The sequence below is a fragment of the Paenibacillus sp. FSL R10-2778 genome, assembly GCF_038593035.1.
Taxonomy (GTDB): Bacteria; Bacillota; Bacilli; order Paenibacillales; family Paenibacillaceae; genus Paenibacillus_AQ; species Paenibacillus_AQ odorifer.
Genome location: NZ_CP151956.1, coordinates 1,672,804 through 1,691,932, shown reverse-complemented (window position 1 = coordinate 1,691,932; position 19,129 = coordinate 1,672,804). Strand labels below are relative to the sequence as shown.

At 45.0% G+C, this 19,129-nt stretch carries 16 protein-coding genes; 9 read left to right on the top strand and 7 right to left on the bottom strand.

The features are described from left to right. Positions 1 to 100 precede the first annotated feature (100 nt). A complete protein-coding gene (locus NST40_RS07350) occupies positions 101 to 2,365 on the bottom strand; it encodes a glycoside hydrolase family 3 C-terminal domain-containing protein (RefSeq protein WP_342410553.1) in 2,265 nt (754 codons plus the stop codon). A gap of 110 nt (positions 2,366 to 2,475) precedes the next feature. Here NST40_RS07350 and NST40_RS07345 point away from each other — a divergent pair, with 110 nt between their 5' ends. Next, on the top strand, positions 2,476 to 3,753 hold the full coding sequence (locus NST40_RS07345; protein WP_076277857.1) for an AraC family transcriptional regulator: 1,278 nt from the start codon (positions 2,476 to 2,478) through the stop codon (positions 3,751 to 3,753). 52 nt (positions 3,754 to 3,805) lie between these two features. Here the strand turns inward: NST40_RS07345 and NST40_RS07340 are convergent, their stop codons facing one another. After that, complete coding sequence (locus NST40_RS07340; protein WP_076277858.1) at positions 3,806 to 4,873, bottom strand: serine hydrolase domain-containing protein; 1,068 nt, start codon at positions 4,871 to 4,873, stop codon at positions 3,806 to 3,808. A 181-nt stretch (positions 4,874 to 5,054) separates the two neighbouring features. Beyond that, positions 5,055 to 5,888, bottom strand: coding sequence for a metallophosphoesterase (locus NST40_RS07335; RefSeq protein ID WP_076277859.1), 834 nt, complete (start codon positions 5,886 to 5,888; stop codon positions 5,055 to 5,057). 223 nt (positions 5,889 to 6,111) lie between these two features. On the opposite strand from NST40_RS07335, the gene NST40_RS07330 reads away from it, so the two are divergent. The 4 genes from NST40_RS07330 (at position 6,112) to NST40_RS07315 (ending at position 10,899) form a co-directional block, all read left to right on the top strand. Next, the gene (locus tag NST40_RS07330; protein WP_076277860.1) at positions 6,112 to 7,764 is read left to right on the top strand and encodes an AraC family transcriptional regulator; all 1,653 of its coding nucleotides are present in this window, start codon (positions 6,112 to 6,114) and stop codon (positions 7,762 to 7,764) included. Between the two features lie 170 nt (positions 7,765 to 7,934). Further along, positions 7,935 to 8,882: an iron-hydroxamate ABC transporter substrate-binding protein gene (locus tag NST40_RS07325; RefSeq protein WP_076220363.1), complete on the top strand. Its 948-nt coding sequence runs from the start codon at positions 7,935 to 7,937 to the stop codon at positions 8,880 to 8,882. A 5-nt stretch (positions 8,883 to 8,887) separates the two neighbouring features. Then, positions 8,888 to 9,895, top strand: coding sequence for an iron ABC transporter permease (locus tag NST40_RS07320; RefSeq protein WP_076220362.1), 1,008 nt, complete (start codon positions 8,888 to 8,890; stop codon positions 9,893 to 9,895). Next, positions 9,892 to 10,899, top strand: coding sequence for an iron ABC transporter permease (locus tag NST40_RS07315; protein ID WP_342410552.1), 1,008 nt, complete (start codon positions 9,892 to 9,894; stop codon positions 10,897 to 10,899). The genes NST40_RS07320 and NST40_RS07315 overlap by 4 nt, the downstream gene beginning before the upstream one ends. 85 nt (positions 10,900 to 10,984) lie before the next feature. Here the strand turns inward: NST40_RS07315 and NST40_RS07310 are convergent, their stop codons facing one another. Next, a complete protein-coding gene (locus NST40_RS07310) occupies positions 10,985 to 11,683 on the bottom strand; it encodes an SDR family oxidoreductase (protein WP_076193447.1) in 699 nt (232 codons plus the stop codon). Then, entirely contained in the window at positions 11,683 to 12,153 is a 471-nt protein-coding gene (locus tag NST40_RS07305) for a VOC family protein (protein WP_076277864.1), read from the bottom strand. Before NST40_RS07305 ends, NST40_RS07310 begins: the two co-directional genes overlap by 1 nt. Before the next feature lie 263 nt (positions 12,154 to 12,416). Between NST40_RS07305 and NST40_RS07300 the strand changes: the two genes are divergently transcribed. From NST40_RS07300 to NST40_RS07290, 3 genes are read left to right on the top strand one after another with little or no spacing between them, the layout of a single operon-like run. After that, complete coding sequence (locus tag NST40_RS07300; protein WP_342410551.1) at positions 12,417 to 13,298, top strand: sugar ABC transporter permease; 882 nt, start codon at positions 12,417 to 12,419, stop codon at positions 13,296 to 13,298. Continuing rightward, positions 13,298 to 14,137, top strand: coding sequence for a carbohydrate ABC transporter permease (locus NST40_RS07295; protein ID WP_076141188.1), 840 nt, complete (start codon positions 13,298 to 13,300; stop codon positions 14,135 to 14,137). Before NST40_RS07300 ends, NST40_RS07295 begins: the two co-directional genes overlap by 1 nt. Positions 14,138 to 14,175: 38 nt before the next feature. Continuing rightward, positions 14,176 to 15,441: an ABC transporter substrate-binding protein gene (locus NST40_RS07290; protein ID WP_342410550.1), complete on the top strand. Its 1,266-nt coding sequence runs from the start codon at positions 14,176 to 14,178 to the stop codon at positions 15,439 to 15,441. 102 nt (positions 15,442 to 15,543) lie between these two features. Here NST40_RS07290 and NST40_RS07285 read toward each other — a convergent pair whose 3' ends face one another. After that, a complete protein-coding gene (locus NST40_RS07285) occupies positions 15,544 to 16,125 on the bottom strand; it encodes a TetR/AcrR family transcriptional regulator (protein ID WP_076220677.1) in 582 nt (193 codons plus the stop codon). A 294-nt stretch (positions 16,126 to 16,419) separates the two neighbouring features. Here NST40_RS07285 and NST40_RS07280 point away from each other — a divergent pair, with 294 nt between their 5' ends. Beyond that, positions 16,420 to 17,862, top strand: coding sequence for a DHA2 family efflux MFS transporter permease subunit (locus NST40_RS07280; RefSeq protein ID WP_256719091.1), 1,443 nt, complete (start codon positions 16,420 to 16,422; stop codon positions 17,860 to 17,862). 127 nt (positions 17,863 to 17,989) lie between these two features. Here NST40_RS07280 and NST40_RS07275 read toward each other — a convergent pair whose 3' ends face one another. Next, on the bottom strand, positions 17,990 to 19,003 hold the full coding sequence (locus NST40_RS07275; RefSeq protein ID WP_076220700.1) for a stalk domain-containing protein: 1,014 nt from the start codon (positions 19,001 to 19,003) through the stop codon (positions 17,990 to 17,992). Positions 19,004 to 19,129: the final 126 nt, after the last annotated feature.

Sequence of the window (19,129 nt, the reverse complement as noted above, 5' to 3'; positions counted from 1 at the left end):
CCTATCGAGTTTATGGGTAACGGTATCCAGACAAGAAATTTACACAAATAAGACCAGTGACACATATTAGATAGGACTAATATGTGCCACTGGCTTACTTCTACTTAGTAGCCAATGTATTAAATTCTTGCAGATCCTTGGCTAAATCTTCTTCCGTGTATTTCCCTTGGCCAAAACCGATCATTGCCCGCAGCGGCATATATTTCATCATCGCCATGTACATTTCCGGGTTATCATCCATCGCACCCTCTAAGCCAAAAACACTGCTGAATTTCTTCACTTTTTCCGCTGTCCGTGGATTATCCAGCAAATCACCAATCGTACTATTCCGATGATAACGCATCGTAAGCGGATTGGTCGATTCTACTCCGATACAAGTTGTCAGACGAATATCCCGCGATGATGAGCCAATAGCAATTTCAAAATCTCCACTTTCCACATGCCAATCACCCATGTTAACGTTGTAATAAGCAAAGGAGCGTTTATCTAACTCAAAGGTTACCTCCTGCTCTTCTTCAGGCTGAAGCTCTAGCTTCTGGAAGCCTTTTAGTTCCTTCAGTGGACGGTTCACGCTGCTCTCCACATCACTAACATAGAGCTGAACGATTTCTTTTCCTGCGCGAGTGCCCGTATTTTTAACAATAGCCTTAACCTGAACAGTCTCGGTGTCCTTTATGCTGCTCTTGGAAATTGTTAAATGACTGTATTGAAACTCTGTGTAGCTGAGACCAAAGCCGAAAGGAAACAGCGGTTTTATCTCTTTTTTATCATAATAACGATAACCTACGAACAAACCTTCCTTATACTCTACCTTATCCCCTTCCCCCGGGAAATTAAGAAAGGATGGATTGTCGCTCAGCTTCATGGGGAACGTCTCTGCCAGTTTACCGCTTGGGCTGACCTCTCCAAACAATAAATCTGCTACGGCACCCCCAAACGCCTGCCCACCTAGATAACCCTCAAGGACTCCTTTTGTTTTATCAATCCAAGGCATCTCTACAGGTGAGCCATTACTGAGTACAACAACGATATTACTCTGCACCTCAGCTACCACATCTATCAGCGCTTTATGGCTCTCTGGAAGAGACAAGTGGCTGCGATCATAACCCTCTGACTCATAATTATCCGGCAGTCCAAGGAACAACACCGCTACATCACCTTTTGCTGCTGTTTCTCGTGCCTCTTGCAGCAAAACCTCATTAATCTCATCATGCTCCAGTTCATATCCTTGGGCATATAGCAGCTCAGCAGACCCCGCAAGACCTCTCATCTCTTCAAAAGCATCATCCAATTGAGTTGGATTCACATGCGAGCTTCCCCCACCTTGATAACGCGGATTTTTAGCAAATTCCCCAATGATCGCAATAGTACCTTGTTTAGATAAGGGTAGAACTTCCTCCTCATTTCTAAGAAGCACCATGCTTTCCCTCGCCACTTTCCGTGCCAGTTGGTGATGCTCTTCAGCATTAAATGAAGTATTATCTTTACGATTGTCTACCGCCTTAAAAATAAAAGTGAGCAGCCGCTCCACCGCAAGGTCTAACGTTTCTTCAGCTAGTTCCCCACTTTGCACGGCTGCGACAATCTTGGCATCGCCAAGTCCTCCCGTTGACGGCATTTCCAGCTCCAGCCCTGCTTGAAGCGCCTTCACTCGCTCATTGACCGCACCCCAATCCGAAACTACAAATCCTTCGAAACCCCATTCCTCTCTAAGAATCCGCGTTAGAAGCGTTTCACTCTCAGAAGCGTATTCACCGTTAACCCGGTTGTAAGAACACATTACGCTCCAAGGTTGACTGTTCTTAACTGCACCTTCAAAGCTAGCCAGATAAATCTCCCGCAGCGTCCGTTCATCAATAACGGCATCTACCGACATTCTCCGGTGTTCCTGATTATTGGCGGCAAAATGCTTAAGCGAGGTGCCGACTCCTTCGCTTTGCACACCTTTGATATGGTTCCCCCCCATCTCCGCAGAAAGATAAGGGTCTTCCGAGAAATATTCAAAGTTACGACCGTTCAGTGGAGAGCGTTTAATATTCGTTCCCGGTCCCAACAGAACAGCAACGTTTTCTGCCTGGCACTCCTTACCAAGCGCCTTCCCCACTCGCTCAATTAGTGCCCGATCCCACGAAGAAGCCAACCCTGATGCTGAAGGAAAGCAAGTTGCGGGAACACTGTTATGAAGCCCAAGGTGATCGGCACTCTCTTTTTGCTTGCGTAAACCATGGGGTCCGTCCGTTACCATCAAAGAAGGGATTCCGAGTCGTTCAATCCCCTTGGTATGCCAGAAATCAAGCCCTGAACAGAGTCCCGCTTTCTCCTCAAGGGTCAATTGTGATATGAGTTCAGGAATTTTGGTTTTCATAAAAATGCCTCCTCTGAATGTATACTATCCCCATTTTAATATACTTCACGCTTGATTTATGGCATTATTATTGTGTTTTTGGTATTCTTGTTAGGCGAGGGGGTCATAACATGTTAGATCATTTGGAGGATAAGGAAAGAGTCCAGTATATCTGTAAAGTGATGTATGAGTCACAGCAAATTCCCGTGTTCCTGCTCGACACCAATCGGGAAATTGAATTTACTATGCCTTCCTCCTTCGAGTGCGCCCCTTGGGTTCATAACCTTAATGAGCCACTTTCTGAAATTACTAAATCTTTTAATCATGAAAACAACTCTAATGGCAATGGACGGACTTCTACCATACCCATCGTTCGTACCACAAATTTTCTAGAGAATTACATTATTCTCCATCTACCCTCAGACAAGAGCAACGAGGGAAGCATTGTGATTGGCCCTTCATTGTATGCTCAACCTACGGAGGATAGTGTGGCAAGTCTGATGCGTGATCATGAAGTTCCGCTTAAGTTTCAGGAGCAATGGCTTAACTATTACCGCAGCCTGACCGTGTTAAATAAAATGAGACTATACCATACCGCTATGCTGCTATACTCGCTCGTTACTGGAAAAACCTTGACCCTTAGCGAACTGCTGCTGGACTCCCGCATTCTTGCCTATAAACAACTGCCCTCAGGCAGTTTGGATTTGGATATTTCTTATCGCCGTGAGAATACGTGGCTGCACCACGAGCCCATGCTAGAAAAAAATCTCTTTCACTATGTCAAAAAAGGCAATAAAACTGATCTGCTACGCGTTCAAGCCTCGTTCTCTGAAGAAAGTTACGGGCTTCTCTCCAAGAGGAGCCAATTACGTAACAAAAAGAATCTGGCAATCTCTTGTATTACACTTGCTACACGTGCAGCTATAGATGGAGGGCTGTACTGGGAAATTTCTTATACCCTAAGCGACTTTCATATCCAGCATATCGAAGAACTAAAAGATATTCCCGCTGTAGATCATGCCGTTCTTAACGCCCTTTGCGATTTCGCAGACCATGTCAAAGAGAGCCGGATGGCGAAACTGTCGCGCACCGTGGCTCTCTGTCAGAACTATATTTTCAATCACCTATATGAGGAACTTTCCTTAGATAGACTGGCTGAGGTTGCAGGATTAAATAGAAGTTATCTCTCCCTATTATTTAAGAAGGAGACCGGCATCACCATCAGCGATTTTATTCAATTGGAGCGGATTGAAGAGGCAAAACGACTAATAGAAGTACCAGAGATAAGCTTATCGGACATCGCCTCACGCCTACATTTTAATGATCAGAGCTACTTTACCAAAGTGTTTAAGAAATATACCGGAATCACCCCTAAACAATTTAGAACAAATAGGGAAAACATACTTTAAGAAAAGTAGACACAACAAAAATTCAAAATGGATATGAAAATAGCAGCTGACATCACAGCTCTGTGATTGCTGCAAGAACAGTATTGTTGAAGTAATCAACATACATATTTTTAAATGGCTTCTGGTGATCCAGCTCTACGGATAAATGAACCGTCACTGTCTGATAAACCGGATCCACACAGAGGAAAGGACCTGCCGCTCCCCAGTGTGAATAGGCATCTGCAGAGAGCAGATCTCCACCGTCACGCTTCGTGCCATTAATCGCCCATCCATACCCCCAGTATGCTTCAGGGAAAACTTCGTCTCTATATTGTGAGGATACGCCCGGAATTTGATTGCGGGTCATTTCTTTTACTGTTACCGGACTAAGCAATCGTACTCCGTTATAAATTCCGCCGTTAAGGAACATCTGGCCAAAAACAGCCAAATCCATAGCCGTTGAGTAAGCGCCGCCCCCCGCAGATACAGAATTCAAATTGTATTCACTGTCTACCCATTCCGCGCATGCTGCCTCAGGGGCACGTCTAACTACTCTGTTCCGCACTTCCATTGGCACACGATAATATGTATTTTCCATTCCAAGCGGTTTAAAAATAGTTTCCTTTACGAATACATCATAAGCTTGTCCACTAACTCGCCGTATAATTTCACCCAACAGCTCATAACCATATCCACAGTAAGACATCACAGTACCTGGCTCGTGGCTTAGTGGTGCATCATAACCGCCATTAACCTCAATTCCAGAGGTATGTGTCAACAAATGATGTACGCATACTTTTGTTTTGTTCTCCCCTGTAAATTCGGGGATGTAATCAGAAACCGGCCTATTTAGGCCCACTTTCCCTTGTTCCACTAACATCATAATAGCGGTTGCAGTAAATAGTTTTGTGATGGAACAGAGTGGAAATATAGCATCCGCTGTTAAATCTGCTGCGTCTGCTTCAGGTCCGAATTTTCCATTCGCTTGATGGACCAGCAGCGTCCCCTTTCTCGCAGCAACAATAACTTGCGCAGGTGTGATATTGTCTTCAACCATTTGTGCGGCGGCTGTACGAATACGCTCCACACCAAAAGCCGAGACACCCGCCTGTTCTAAAGAATTAAATACTAACCCTCTCATCGGTAGCCCTCCAATATGATTCATTTAATACATATATAAACTATTATACAAATATATTAAATAATCCTGCTAGCTTACTATTATCCTGTGACTGAATTGTTGAGTTTCTATTAACTATTCGCTAAACAAAACTAAAGCTGACCCCGGTTTCTCCCGAAAATCAGCTTCAGCTTAGTTTTTGCTAAGTTACCGCTACCTTAAAAGCATCTACATTAAATGTTGTCCCGTTGATGGATAATGTGGCATTGTAATAACCCCGATCACCATTTGTTTTGCATTTATATTCCCCAGAACATCCACATACGAAAAATTTAGTTTTGTTGTAACCGGGATATATATTACTAAGCTTTCGGTAAAACAGATGTCCATGATGCGTAAAAATAGCTAACACCTTATCTCTCACTTTTGTAGGAATGGATGAAAAAAACTTATTCGTCTCCGATGCGCTTAATACATGGGTTGGGTCCACCGTAATCCCACTTACTTTGAGGGGCCAATGAAAATCTATAATATAATAAAAACTATCATCTAAATTTCTCAACAAATTTATACTACCCGGAGTAAACCGTCCAAGCGCACAATTAAGCCATACATACTTGACCTTCCCCTGCGTACCCGGAAAATTCATTTGCCCCTCAACAGCACCTAAATATTGTGTGAATAAGGACTGTGTGCTTGCCTCCCAATTTCCTATAGATGCTTTATAAGGAATACTCCCAAGCGTGCTTGTTACCGTATCCTTGAAATCCTTGTAGTAAGCATTCGCATTATTTCCATGATTAGCTCCCGCTTGCGTATTATCTCCTCCAAAAATAAAAAATCTCTTATTCCCGCTATTCACAGCTTTAGGCAAAAGATTTCTAAAAATGCTTGAGCTGTTTCCATACCCCACATGACTATCACCAATAACCGCAAAGTTAATGATTTGCGCTTTTGCTTTAAGAATTAAACTACGTTTAGGCTGCAGTCTGGAGGCAGGTCTTCTTTTCCTACTAGGTTTCACCTGTCTTTTCATCTTAGATTCACCTCTTTTAAAATGGATGAAGGATCATAGTAGTATTTATATTCGCTTGACCTTAGGGACTCTTGGACCAATGGATTCATCTAGGAGATTAGTTTCTCTTCTACTTTGTGGTCATTTATGCGGCTTGTCCCAAACGAGAGATGTTATAATTAGCCCCATAGAAGTGAAGAATATAATACCATTCATAGAATTATAGGTAACGGAGGCTTAAGATTTGAATAACATAGTCCCAGAATGGGCGGAGTCCCATTTCCCTTTATATACCGCTGATAGTATTCAGTCGATGTATGGAACCTCAAATCTGCCAAGACTTCAGATTCATGAGCATTCAACCGTCCTACTAGCTATTGCTGCTGGCAAGGGTATGCTTGAGATCAATCATCAGACTTATGAGCTAATGGAAGGCATTGTCGTCCTTCTCCCCGAGAATACTTACGCCTCACTAATTACAAATCGCCAGCAGCCGCTTCATGCTTATAAGCTTTCAATCCGGATTCAAGAACAGACACGAGCACTGCCCTCCAGTGCTATGACGCGGACAAGCCAACTGACATCCAATTCAAATATGCTGTTGTTTCCTCATGAACCAGCCATTGTATCTAATATGAAGGAATTGTATCTTCACCGGTTGCCAGATCGTGAAATACGTCATGTGCAGAACCAGATCCTGTTCCATCAGATCCTTCTTCAATTGCTGGAGCAGCAGGAAACAAGATTTGAAGTGAGTGAGCTGCCCTCAATGGAACGCAGTATCACATACTTAGAGAATCACTTCAGTGAAAAAATATCACGTGAGCAATTAGCTGCAATTGCGGGTGTGAGCGGTTCACATTATTCAACGCTATTCAAACAATTTACGGGCTTTACCCCTAATGAATATCTGTCCAGGTTGAGAGTTCACAGAGCGAAGGAACTACTGCTTAATAGTTCAAGCACACTAAGAGAAATTGCTTTAAAGGTGGGCTACAAGGATGAGTTTTATCTTAGTCGGCGCTTTAAGCAGCAGACCGGCGCATCTCCTTCAGGCTATAATCTTATCCCTTTCCAACGTGTAGCGGTGATGCTCACTCCCTATGCCAGTCATTTGCTGCTGCTTGGCCTGGAACCTGCAGTTACCATTTCAGAGAGCAGCGAGTATTTAAATCTTTCTGACCAGGAACCACCACAGTCTATGAAATTCATCCATACGAACAGCTCGGCTGAGCAGATAAAAGCGTTATTACTGGAAGCAAACATTGAATTGCTTATTGCAGCCACACAACATCTGGAAGAATTCGGCTTGAACGCTGAGCAGCTGCGGGCGGTCGCTCCTATTGTTGAAATCTCTTGGCAGGAACTAGGATGGAAAGACCACTTGCGCTTGATCGGCCGTGCCATTCACCGTAGCGAACGTGCTGAGCAGTGGCTGGACGATTTTGAACAAGAGGAGCTGGAAGCTCGGGCCGTGGTGCAGCAAAGCGCGGTGGCTAACGAGATTGTAACCCTTCTGGTCATTAAACCAGATGGACTACTCGTATACGGGGCAAGAAATGTTGGGTATGTGATCTATCAATCGCTAGGTCTCAAGGCTCCTGCCTTGATTGAGGATCAAATAAATAAACTCGGCGACCAGTTTCATTCCCTTGTGATTGACGTCTCTGAGCTGGAGGCTTATGCCGGTGACCGATTGTTAGTCACTGTATTTCCAGACGCAAAAGGCTCCACTGCACACAGTGAAGAAATCTTCCACTCCTCTTATTGGAACCAGCTTTCTGCTGTGCAGAACAAGAAGATCCATCTGCTTAATCTGGATGAATGGGTGCCTTATAATCCAGTTTCCATTCGTTTGCAGCTTGGACGTGCGGTTGCATTATTCGAAGGCCAATAATAGTCCAAGTCTTTTTTCCAACAAAAAGGCATGGTTAGGCACATAAGTGATCCCTATAATGATTACAAATGCGAATGATTCTCATAATCAATCTATGGCGCAGCCTGGGATTCATTAAATAATGGAATTATTCACGGAAACATAGTCATTAAAAGGGGAGAATTATTTAAATGAGAAAGATATTTATTCCGTTTGTACTTATTTTAGGGCTTGCCCTTAGTGCTTGTGGGGGAAATCAGGCGAAGAATGAGGTTAGTCCTACAAATAGCCCATCCTCGGCTCCTGCTGCGGAGTCAGAAAGTGCGACTTTTACTTATGAATCGGAAAATGGACCTGTTGAAGTTCCGACACATCCTCAGCGTGTCGTTGTCCTCACTCGATTTTTAACAGGTAATGTTATGGCACTAGGTGTACCTGTTGTAGGCGTAGATGAAATGTCCAAAACCAATCCGCGCTTTGAAGAGCAATTGAAAGATGTAGAAGCTGTAAGTGATGAAAGTCTGGAGAAGATTATTGAGCTGCAGCCTGATCTGATTATCGGTCTCTCCGATATTAAGAACATCGATAAATTCAAGCAAATCGCACCAACGGTTACTTATACTTATAATAAAGTTGATTACTTAACCCAACAGCTGGAAGTCGGCAAATTGGTGAACAAAGAAAAAGAAGCCCAAGCTTGGGTAGATGACTTTAGTGCCCGCACCAAAAAAGCGGGTGAGGAAATCAGAGCGAAGATCGGCGAGGATGCAACTGTCTCTGTCATTGAAACCTTCAATAAGCAATTGTATGTATACGGGTATAACTTTGGCCGCGGAACTGAACTCCTCTATGGGGACTTCAAGCTCGGTATGCCGGAGACAGTAAAGGAAGGCACCAAAACAGATGGTTACGTGGCCCTCTCAACAGAAGTGCTTAAGGATTATCTAGGCGATTACGTTATTTTCAGTAAAAATGCGGATGAAGATAATTCCTTCCAGGATACAGAAATCTACAAGAGCATCCCTGCTGTCAAAAATAATCATGTTTACGAAGCTGATGCCAAAGCATTCTATTTTAACGATCCGCTTAGCTTAGAATATCAACTGGAATTCTTTGAAAAAAGCTTTCTAGGAAAATAATAAAGATGACTACGAAGCAAACTTCCATTCCATTCTTTTATAAGCTGCTTGGTAGCGTGCTGGTAATGGTTATTTGCCTCGTGATCGCGATGTTATTCGGGGCTAAAGAAACCACCCTCCATGATCTGTGGCTTGCCATCACTTCAAGTTCAACGGCAGACAATGTCCTCATTCTTCGTGAGATCAGGCTGCCGCGTGAACTGGCCGCCATGCTGATCGGCGCCGCCTTTGCCGTATCCGGTGCTATTATGCAAGGCGTTACGCGCAATCCGTTAGCCGATCCCGGCCTGCTGGGGTTAACTTCAGGAGCTAATATGGCACTGGCGCTTACCTTCGTATTTATGCCGGGGCTGAACTATTTTGGTACCATGATTGCTTGCTTCTTCGGCGCTGCTCTGGGAGCCGTTCTGGTTCTTATTCTCGGCTCCGTGCGCCAAGGTGGCTTGTCTCCAATCCGTATCGTACTCGCTGGTGCTGCGGTATCTGCATTCCTATATGCTATCGCAAGTGGTGTCAGCATTGCCTTCAAGATATCCAAAGATGTATCCATGTGGACTGCCGGTGGGCTTATCGGCACAACTTGGGGCCAGCTTCAAGCCATTGCACCTGTGATCCTCATCGGGATCGTGATGGCATTAATATTTTCTAACCAGCTGACTATTCTTAGCTTGAGTGACGAGGTAGCGATCGGATTAGGACAGAATCTTGTTTTGGTTAAAGGGATTCTGTTCACGCTCATTATTCTGCTGACTGGCGCATCGGTCGCTCTAATTGGGGACATGGCTTTTGTAGGGCTAATGATTCCGCATATTGTCCGCAAAATAGTCGGCACCGACTACCGCTATATTCTGCCGATTTCAGTATTCACTGGGGCATCCTTCATGCTACTTGCAGATACCATTGGACGTACAATCCATGCCCCTTATGAAACGCCGATAGTTGCTGTCGTGGCTATGCTAGGACTGCCTTTCTTTTTGTTCGTTGTTCGTAAAGGAGGTCAAACACTCTCATGATTTCCTCTGCTCCAGTACGAAAACAACGTCTTATCCTGTGGGTATGCACCGGACTGATCCTGCTTACGGCTATTGCCAGTATGGGGATCGGCTACTCTTCCCTGTCTTTTGACAGGCTGCTTCCCGTTCTCTTCGGTCACGGAACCTTTAAAGAGGACTTTGTATTATTTTCTGTAAGATTGCCACGAATTCTAATTACGCTACTGGCAGGAATGGCCTTAGCCTTATCTGGATCGATTCTGCAAAGCGTTACCCGAAACGATCTAGCAGACCCCGGTATTATTGGGATTAACTCGGGGGCAGGTGTGGCTGTCGCTTTATTTTTTCTCTATTTCCCGGTTAGCGTTGGAACCTTCATTTATGCGTTGCCGCTGGTTGCTTTTATAGGGGCTATAATTACGGCAGCATTAATTTATCTTTTTTCATATAGTCGGACTAGAGGGCTTGATCCTATTCGGCTAGTTTTGGTCGGGGTCGGATTTTCCCTAGCGCTGTCGGGAGTTATGATCGTAATCATTTCATCCGCAGATCGTGCCAAAGTTGATTTTATCGCAAAATGGATTGCCGGGAATATTTGGGGTACAGATTGGCCCTTCATCTGGGCTTTACTGCCTTGGTTATTGCTGCTAGTTCCCTTTACCCTGTACAAATCGCTGCGACTCAATCTGCTCAGTCTGAGTGAGGTATCAGCCATTGGTGTCGGTCTGAATCTGGAGCGGGAACGTATCGTCCTGATTCTTGTCGCCGTCGCAGCTGCCGCCTCCGCGGTATCCGTAACAGGTGGAATCGCTTTTATCGGATTGATGGCACCACATATTGCGAAATCGTTGGTCGGTCCGCGCAATCAGATGTTTATTCCCGTCGCAGTATTGCTGGGTGGCTGGTTGCTTCTGATCGCGGACACCGTTGGCCGCAATCTCGTCTCCCCTGATGGCATCCCGGCTGGGATCATGGTAGCGTTGACCGGCGTACCTTATTTCGCTTATTTATTGATTAAGAAATAAATAAGCATATAGAAAAATCAAAAAGAGGTAACTCAGAAGCCATGTATGGCTATTGAGTTACCTCTTTTAGTTAGAACACTCTTTATTAAATCTTCATATCCTTACCCGTATAGTCTACAAACATGAATTGACCTTCCGGTGTAGTCCGCTTCTCGATCAAGTCCATGATGCCCTCAGCACTTTGGGTTGGATTCGTTGGCGCCTCTGCCCCGCCCATATCCGTATGCATCCAGCCGGGATGTACGCCGAGTACTTGTACCCCGCGTTCTTTTAAATATACATGCAGCTGCTGTGAGAACATATTAAGTGCCGTTTTGGAGATGGAATAAGGATAGTCTCCGGAATAAGCATTAGTAATGCTGCCTGCTTCCGACGATATGTTGATGATCGAAAGCTCGGGTTCAGTGAGTAGCGGCAAGAAATGCTTAACCACTCGCATCGGTCCATAAAGATTAATATCCATCGTGGTAAGCATATCTTGGAAATCCAGCTCTTCAATCTGTGTGTCCCTTGCAGTCAGTACTGCCGCATTATTGATAATGGCACCAAGCGTCCGGCCTTGTCCTTGCAGATTTGCAGCAAGTGCCGCGATTCCTTCTTCATCCGTCACGTCCAGCTGGGCCACAGTCAGCTTCTCCCCGTAGGTCGCAGCGAGCTGAGATAGTGCTGTTTGTTCCTGATCGGGACGGCGAACCCCGGCAATGACTCCATGCCCCCGCTTCAATGCCTCAGCCGCCAGCTCATAACCTAGTCCACGTCCGGCACCAGTAATTAGAATATTCACTATACATCCTCTCCTTTATCTTTATCGTTCTCCAGCAGCTCCACAATCACCTTTAACTCCTTGAACGTGTCCATATAAGCATAACGCCCCCCGGTATACTCGCCCTTTTGCTGGAGTGGGAACCCTTTGCCTTCGAGCAGCATAATCTTCTCCTTCATTCCTTCAACCACAAAAGCAATATGATGAGGTCCCTCACCATGCTCATTCAAATAATCACGCCACGTACTGGGCTGCTGGTCTGGCTCAATCAGTTCAAGCTGCAGGGAGCCCATATCAAAAAAAGCCAACTTCCCCCGCGCCACCGTCGCCTCGCCATTATACCGAGTCTGCGCCTTATCTTCTGTATCTGTAACGATAATTTTCGGCTTTTCCAGTCCAAAAAACTCCGCATAAGCCGTGCTTACCTTTTCAACATCATTCACCAAAATTCCAATCTGCGTAACAAAATGATTCCCCAGCCATCCTGACATGTACCCTGCCTCCCATTTGTCTGACAAGTCCACCATACCGATTCTTTGAAAAGACTGTCAAGCCCGAAAAGAAATCGCTCCGGGCCAATGAAAATTATCCAGAGAAAGCTCAGCCGACTTCGGCGCTATCAAGGGCATTGTGGCCTCTCCCGATGCCGCAACTCGTTAAGAATACTTGGTGCGTTATATTACTGTTTGTTTCGGTTAATCACCAATTCGGTTATAGAATGAAAAGTTTAAATTAACAAAAGGGGTGAGGAACGATGGACCATAGAAAAAGATCACGCCTGATGCAGCAGTTTATTTTTGTCGGGCCAACTTCCTTGTTTTTCTTTATTATTGTGCTGATTCCTTTCTTTTTGGGACTCTATTATTCATTTACCAGTTGGAACGGAATCTCGCGGCATGTCGAGTGGACCGGACTACGGAACTATCTACATATTTTCACCAAGGATCCTTCCTTTCTTAATTCATTCTGGTTCACGGCGAAGTTCACTTTCTTCGGTCTAGTGCTGACCAATCTGCTTGGCTTCGCACTCGCTTATGTGTTGACGCGCAAACTGTTCACACGTAATGTCCTGAGAACTGTATTTTTTGTACCGCATGTCATTGGCGGACTTTTGCTCGGGTTTATTTGGCAGTTTATTTTTGTCAGAGGATTCTCCTCTATCGGGCAGGCCACCGGCTGGTCCTTCTTTAATCTTCCCTGGCTAGGCACCGGAGGGACAGCATTCTGGGCGATTGTTATCGTATTTGTCTGGCAAAATGCAGGATATCTGATGGTGATTTACATCTCTGCTATCAACAATGTTCCCCAAAGCCTAATTGAAGCGTCCAAAGTGGATGGAGCCGGACGTTTTCAGGCCTTGCGCCATGTCACTCTTCCACTGGTCATGCCCGCTGTAACTGTTTGTCTATTTCTATCTATCTCCTGGTCCTTTAAGCTGTTTGACCTCAACCTGTCGCTGACCAAGGGTGGACCCTTTAAAGCTACCGAATCTGTAGCCTTGAATATTTACAATGAAGCCTATACCATCAGCCGGTTCGGAATGGGCTCGGCTAAAGCGATGGTTTTCTTCGTCATCGTGGCCGTGATCTCCCTACTACAGGTTAGAGCAACCAAGAAAAGAGAGGTGGAGCAGTAATGGAGACTACCGCCAAGAAATTTAATGTCCCCCTGCTTCTCATCGAAGTAATTGTAATCCTGCTGGGACTTCTATTTTTAGTGCCCTTTTACTTTTTACTGGCTAATTCAGTGAAAAGCTATAGTGAAATACTTTCTGACTCTGCTGCGCTGCCTTCCGCGCTCCAGTGGAGCAACTACGCGGAAGCTTGGAAAGCTACCAATTTCCCTCGCGCCTTCCTGAACTCTTTTATCATCACGGTGATTAGTAATGTTCTGCTAGCATTCCTCTGCTCTATGTGCGCTTACAAAATGGTCCGCAACAACAGCTTGTATAACCGTGTGCTCTATATTGCATTAGTAGCCGCCATGGTTATTCCATTTCAATCTATCATGATCCCGCTGGTACAGGTCGTCAGCGGTTTGGGCGTCATGGATTCAACCGCCGGTTTGATTTTAGCATATCTTGGGTTTGGCGCCCCGATGACTGTTTTTCTATTCCACGGCTTCGTTAAATCGGTACCTCTCGATATCGAGGAGGCCTCAAGAGTAGATGGCAGCAGTCCTTATGGTACCTTTTTCCGGATTGTACTTCCGCTTATGCAGCCGATTATCGTCACCGTCATCATACTGAATACCCTGTGGATCTGGAATGATTACTTGATGCCATCGCTTATTCTGCAGGATCCGGTGCTTCGCACCATCCCTATTGCCACTTATAGCTTTTTCGGACAATATACGAAGCAGTGGGATTTGGCGCTTCCAGGACTTGTGCTCGGGATTACGCCGGTGGTCATCTTTTTCCTAGTGATGCAAAAATATATTATCGAAGGTATTGCCCAAGGCTCCGTGAAGGGCTAATGATACACGTGACTTTCAGCCAGAGAGGATGAATGAATATGAGAACAAAACGTGGAATTCTCCTCGCATGCTCCCTGCTGCTGGCTGCCCTGACAGCCGGTTGCGGACGCAGCAGCGACAATGCAGATGGAGTCAAAACCGTACACATCTACCAGTTCAAGGTTGAAATATCTGAAGCGCTGGCTTCGCTCAAGACCGAATTCGAGAAAGAACATCCCGATATTAAGCTTGAGGTGCAAAGCGTGGGTGGCGGGACCGATTATGGCGCCTCGTTGCGTGCCAAATTCTCTTCCGGAGATGAACCGGATATCTTTACCATCGGCGGCAACAATGAACGTGATATGTGGCTGGAATATCTGGAGGATCTGAGCGGCGAAGCTTGGGCCAAGGATGTAAAGCCACTCGCAGCAGAACAAATGACTATAGATGGCAAGCTGTATGGGATGCCGATGAATCTGGAAGGATACGGCTTCATCTATAATAAGGATCTATTTAAAAAAGCCGGAATCACTGAGAAGCCATTGACGCTAACCGCTCTACGCGAAGCCTCCGAGAAGTTAAAAGCGGCAGGCATCACCCCTTTTGCGAATGGTTACCAAGAATGGTTCGTGCTTGGCAATCATAATGTAAACATGCCTTTCGCCCAGCAGCCTAATCCAGAGGCATTCATCGCCGGACTTACAGACGGTTCCAAAACCTTCGCCGGAGACCCTATTTTCTCCAAATGGATCGATCTACTTGACCTTACTGTTGAGTACGGCAATAAGAACCCGCTCTCAACCGACTATAATACACAAGTCACTATGCTAGCGAGCGGAGAAGCTGCGATGATGCAGCAGGGTAACTGGACACAAGGACAGATCGACGGCATCGATCCCAATCTAAACCTGGGCATCCTGCCCATGCCCATTGACGACACTCCCGAAGACAACGACAAGCTTTATGTAGGTGTACCCAGCAATTGGGTTATCAATAAAAACTCTCCCGTTAAGGAGGAGGCCAAGGTCTTCCTGAATTGGCTAGTCACCTCCGAGACCGGAAAAAAATATATCACTAAGGAATTCCAATTCATCCCTGCGCTCGACAACATTAAGGGAACCGAAGAAGATCTTGGAGCACTAGGTGCTGAGGTGCTGGCTTATACCGATAAAGATCAAGCGCTGACCTGGAACTGGACCCGCCTGCCGAACGGGATGCCACAGGAATTATCCAGCAGCATTCAAGGGTATCTCGGCGGCAAGCTGACCAAAGAAGGGATGTTGAAGGAATTCCAAATCAACTGGGATAATCTCAGTGTGCAGTGATTTACCTGCTCTAAACACGGGCAAACAGCCGCGCAACGATGCGTGGGTGTTTGCCCGTGTTCATCATTTAATTCCTCTCCGGTCATGAGTCGGAATCCGTTGCTAGTTCGCACGCAGCATACTAATTTGTCTGGCAAGATACACAGGCGTATAGGGCATGTCATCTCGGAGCCAAGAAATAACCGTGCCAATTAGAGCTGCTGAACCGTACCAAACGGCAATGTCCTTTTGTATCGGTACCTTTGAATGATCAACGGCCCCCTCCTTTTTCTCCTGGTGTGCAGAAATGATTTCCGCCATCAAATTAAACAGACGATCTGTAAAAATCGGGCTTCGTTTCGATGTGAGTATGACTTTGTAGAATTTTGCATTTTCCGCAATATGCTTAAGCAGACTCTCTAATATCCTCAGATTCTCTTCATCAACCGATTCATCATGGTTGCCATCGTTGTTCACCACTTGTAGAATGTCCTCCACCATCTCATCCGCTATCTTTTCTAACATATCCGGGAGATCCCGGTAGTGCAGATAAAAAGTAACACGATTGATTTTAGCCCGCTCTGCAATACGGTTTACGGATATTTTCTCAATATCCATTTCCTCAAGCAATTCAATTACAGCATCTCTAAGCAATTGACGTGTCCGAAGTACCCGGGGATCTGTACGTTGCGTTGTGTTATTCATCTTCTACTCTCCAATCTTCCACTTTCATATTGTAAGCTACATATTTTAGATAATTGTTGTTTTTTTAAAAGAAAAAACTACATTTTCACAAAGAATGTAAACTACTTTACATTTTTTCGCAAATTGTTGCTTGATTACATGAAAATTTCATTTATAATCTAATTCATGCATTGTAAACTATACAACACACTGTAAATTTAGTCCATGATCGACGAGTTGAAAGGATGGAGTGGAGTGAGTACAAAGAGAGAAGTAACAAGCAGTTCCGTGAAAAAGGGCCCCATCTTATTCATTATGATTTTGGGTGCCTTTCTTGCAACACTGAATCAAACGGTAATGAGCGTTGCCGTTCCGGAGTTAATGCATGATTTTAATATCTCAGCGGCTACAGCTCAGTGGCTGACAACGGGGTATATGCTGGTTAATGGTGTTCTAATTCCGATTACAGCTTATCTAATGCAACGATTTACGACGCGAGAGCTTTTTCAAGCCTCTATGTTTATATTTTTGGCTGGAACGATCGTATCGGCCGTCGCGACAAACTTCCCTGTTCTGTTGACCGGGCGTATGATTCAGGCAGCTGGTGCCGGGATTATCATGCCACTGCTCACGAATGTCATCTTGACCCTGTTCCCTCCTGAAAAGAGAGGGGCTGCTATGGGGATGGTAGGGTTGGCCATTATTTTCGCACCTGCGATTGGACCTACTCTGGCTGGATATATTTTGGAACATTATTCTTGGGAGATTATGTTTTATGGCATGATTCCTTTGACCGTCATTGTAATCATATGCGGATTTATTTATTTAAAAAATGTATCGGAACGCATCTTTCCCAAGTTGGACATTGTTAGCGTTACTCTTTCTACCATCGGTTTTGGAACATTGCTGTATGGCTTCAGCCGCGCTGCCAGTGCGGGTTGGTCGAGCGCAGAAGTGTTATTGTCTTTAGCAGCAGGTGTGCTTTCCCTTGGCTTGTTTACTTGGAGACAGCTGGCTTCCCAAAATCCACTGCTTGATCTCCGGGCCTTTAAATACAATATGTTCTCCTTAACAACTGTCATCAGTATCGCAGTTACAATCGTAATGTATGCAGATATGATGCTGCTACCTTTGTACCTGCAGAATGCCCGCGGTTTTACAGCGATGGAGTCCGGCTTGTTGCTACTTCCTGGTGCACTCGTAATGGGATTGTTGATGCCGGTAACCGGCAAGCTGTTCGACCGGTTCGGGGCAAAATGGCTCGCTATTATCGGTCTACTGATTACAATTGCAACGACTCTTAGCTTTGTAAATTTAACAGACTCAACCAGCTACATGTATCTGGTATACATGTCAACAGGCCGCCGGATCGGGATGGCTTTGCTCCTCATGCCTATACAAACTCTGGGTCTAAATCAACTCCCCGCCAAGCTTAGTGCGCATGGTACAGCGATTTCGAATACCATTCGACAAGTAGCTGGCGCCGTTGGGACTTCCCTGCTCGTCACCGTAATGACAAGCCGTACTACAACGCATATGAAGGATATGCTGGCCTCAGGCAGTACACAGAACGGAACACAGGAACATATGATTATGGAAGCATCCATTCAAGGGATCAATGATTCCTATCTAGTGATTGTGGGAATTGGTATCCTCGGTCTGCTGCTATCTTTCTTTATTAAACGTGTTGGGCAAGCGCCTGACCCTGAGCAAGAACCCAAGGTGAAGCTCAAAAAAGTCATTGCCAAAGAAGCTTGATATAGAAGTTATCAGCACTGTGTAAGCCTCATAAAAAAGAGATCAACGATGTTATTCATCGTTGATCTCTTTTATTTTGATCCTTATTACAGCAATTAGCGACCAAACCATCTGCTAACTTGCCTAACTATTTCAGTTTAAAATAGATGGATCTTTTGTCGGACTCCAGCTTACTATCATTTCTATAAAGAACAAGGTTGTTCTCCTTGCCTTTGATTATTGGCAGAACAACTTTACCCGAAGCGTCAAAAGAACCCGGTTTACTTGGGGTGACTTCAGGAAAATCAGCCAACAACTTTTCGATATTTTCTCCGAGAGATCCCTCAAAATAGTCACTAGAGCCACCAATATAGTACTGTCCACTGGATGTTTCTACCCCCCAAATGGTAGGTGTAAAACTTGAAAGGAACTTCCGCCCTTGGTCCTGACTACCTTTTACAAGAGTGGCGTTTTTCACCTTAAGCGTTACATCAAGCAGGACATAATCTACAGCTACATCGGGATCAGTGACATGTTCCTCATACCCAAGCGCATGTAATTGTCCGAGAGTAGTCGGCGTAACCTTATTGATAGTGAAAGAATATTGAACAGATGTTGAATCACCCTTAGGACTATAATTGTTATCAAGGTCCGTATAAGTAAAAGAAGTACCCAACTTCACTGCATCTGCAAACGAAGCGCCGCTGTTACTGGAAGTCGTAGCGGAAGATGATGCCGCAGGCTTTGGTGTTGGCTGCGGAGTAGACTCGGTTGCAGACGGAGTAGATACTGTTGCTGGCTTCGCAGTGGCTTGTGCAACTGTATTGTCCTTATCCGGGACAACGGATGTTGATGTTCCGCCGTTCGCCGATGTGATCACAACAGCTTGACGACTGTTGTCCCATTTCACAGTTGCCCCCAGTGCTTCAGATACAGCCTTGGCGGATACATAGCTATGTCCCTCATAGATAATTGGGTACATTGTTCCTTCACTACTTGACAGGTTCACTTTCTGATTATCCACTTCAATACTGATGGCCGCATTCTGATATGCAGAAATCTTCTTCAATGTCGTGTCTGCGTAAGCGACTGCACCCACAGCCAACAGCATTGAGCTAACTGTAATAATTGACATGACTTTTTTGCTTGTTACCTTTAGCATCTTACACTCTTCTTTCATGTTTATGTATATGAATCTAAAAAATTATATCACTTTATATCGAATTTTGTAAATATTGGAATGGTAGGATATTCGTTCTTTATTTGTGAATACTTAAAAAAGACACAT

Coding starts and splice junctions, on each gene's coding strand:
- NST40_RS07280 (WP_256719091.1), top strand. CDS start 16,420: ATGATTTTGGGTGCCTTTCTTGCAACACTGAATCAAACGGTAATGAGC.
- NST40_RS07275 (WP_076220700.1), bottom strand. CDS start 19,003: ATGCTAAAGGTAACAAGCAAAAAAGTCATGTCAATTATTACAGTTAGC.
- NST40_RS07305 (WP_076277864.1), bottom strand. CDS start 12,153: ATGTCAGGATGGCTGGGGAATCATTTTGTTACGCAGATTGGAATTTTG.
- NST40_RS07345 (WP_076277857.1), top strand. CDS start 2,476: ATGTTAGATCATTTGGAGGATAAGGAAAGAGTCCAGTATATCTGTAAA.
- NST40_RS07300 (WP_342410551.1), top strand. CDS start 12,417: ATGGACCATAGAAAAAGATCACGCCTGATGCAGCAGTTTATTTTTGTC.
- NST40_RS07340 (WP_076277858.1), bottom strand. CDS start 4,873: ATGAGAGGGTTAGTATTTAATTCTTTAGAACAGGCGGGTGTCTCGGCT.
- NST40_RS07350 (WP_342410553.1), bottom strand. CDS start 2,365: ATGAAAACCAAAATTCCTGAACTCATATCACAATTGACCCTTGAGGAG.
- NST40_RS07315 (WP_342410552.1), top strand. CDS start 9,892: ATGATTTCCTCTGCTCCAGTACGAAAACAACGTCTTATCCTGTGGGTA.
- NST40_RS07325 (WP_076220363.1), top strand. CDS start 7,935: ATGAGAAAGATATTTATTCCGTTTGTACTTATTTTAGGGCTTGCCCTT.
- NST40_RS07290 (WP_342410550.1), top strand. CDS start 14,176: ATGAGAACAAAACGTGGAATTCTCCTCGCATGCTCCCTGCTGCTGGCT.
- NST40_RS07295 (WP_076141188.1), top strand. CDS start 13,298: ATGGAGACTACCGCCAAGAAATTTAATGTCCCCCTGCTTCTCATCGAA.
- NST40_RS07320 (WP_076220362.1), top strand. CDS start 8,888: ATGACTACGAAGCAAACTTCCATTCCATTCTTTTATAAGCTGCTTGGT.
- NST40_RS07335 (WP_076277859.1), bottom strand. CDS start 5,888: ATGAAAAGACAGGTGAAACCTAGTAGGAAAAGAAGACCTGCCTCCAGA.
- NST40_RS07285 (WP_076220677.1), bottom strand. CDS start 16,125: ATGAATAACACAACGCAACGTACAGATCCCCGGGTACTTCGGACACGT.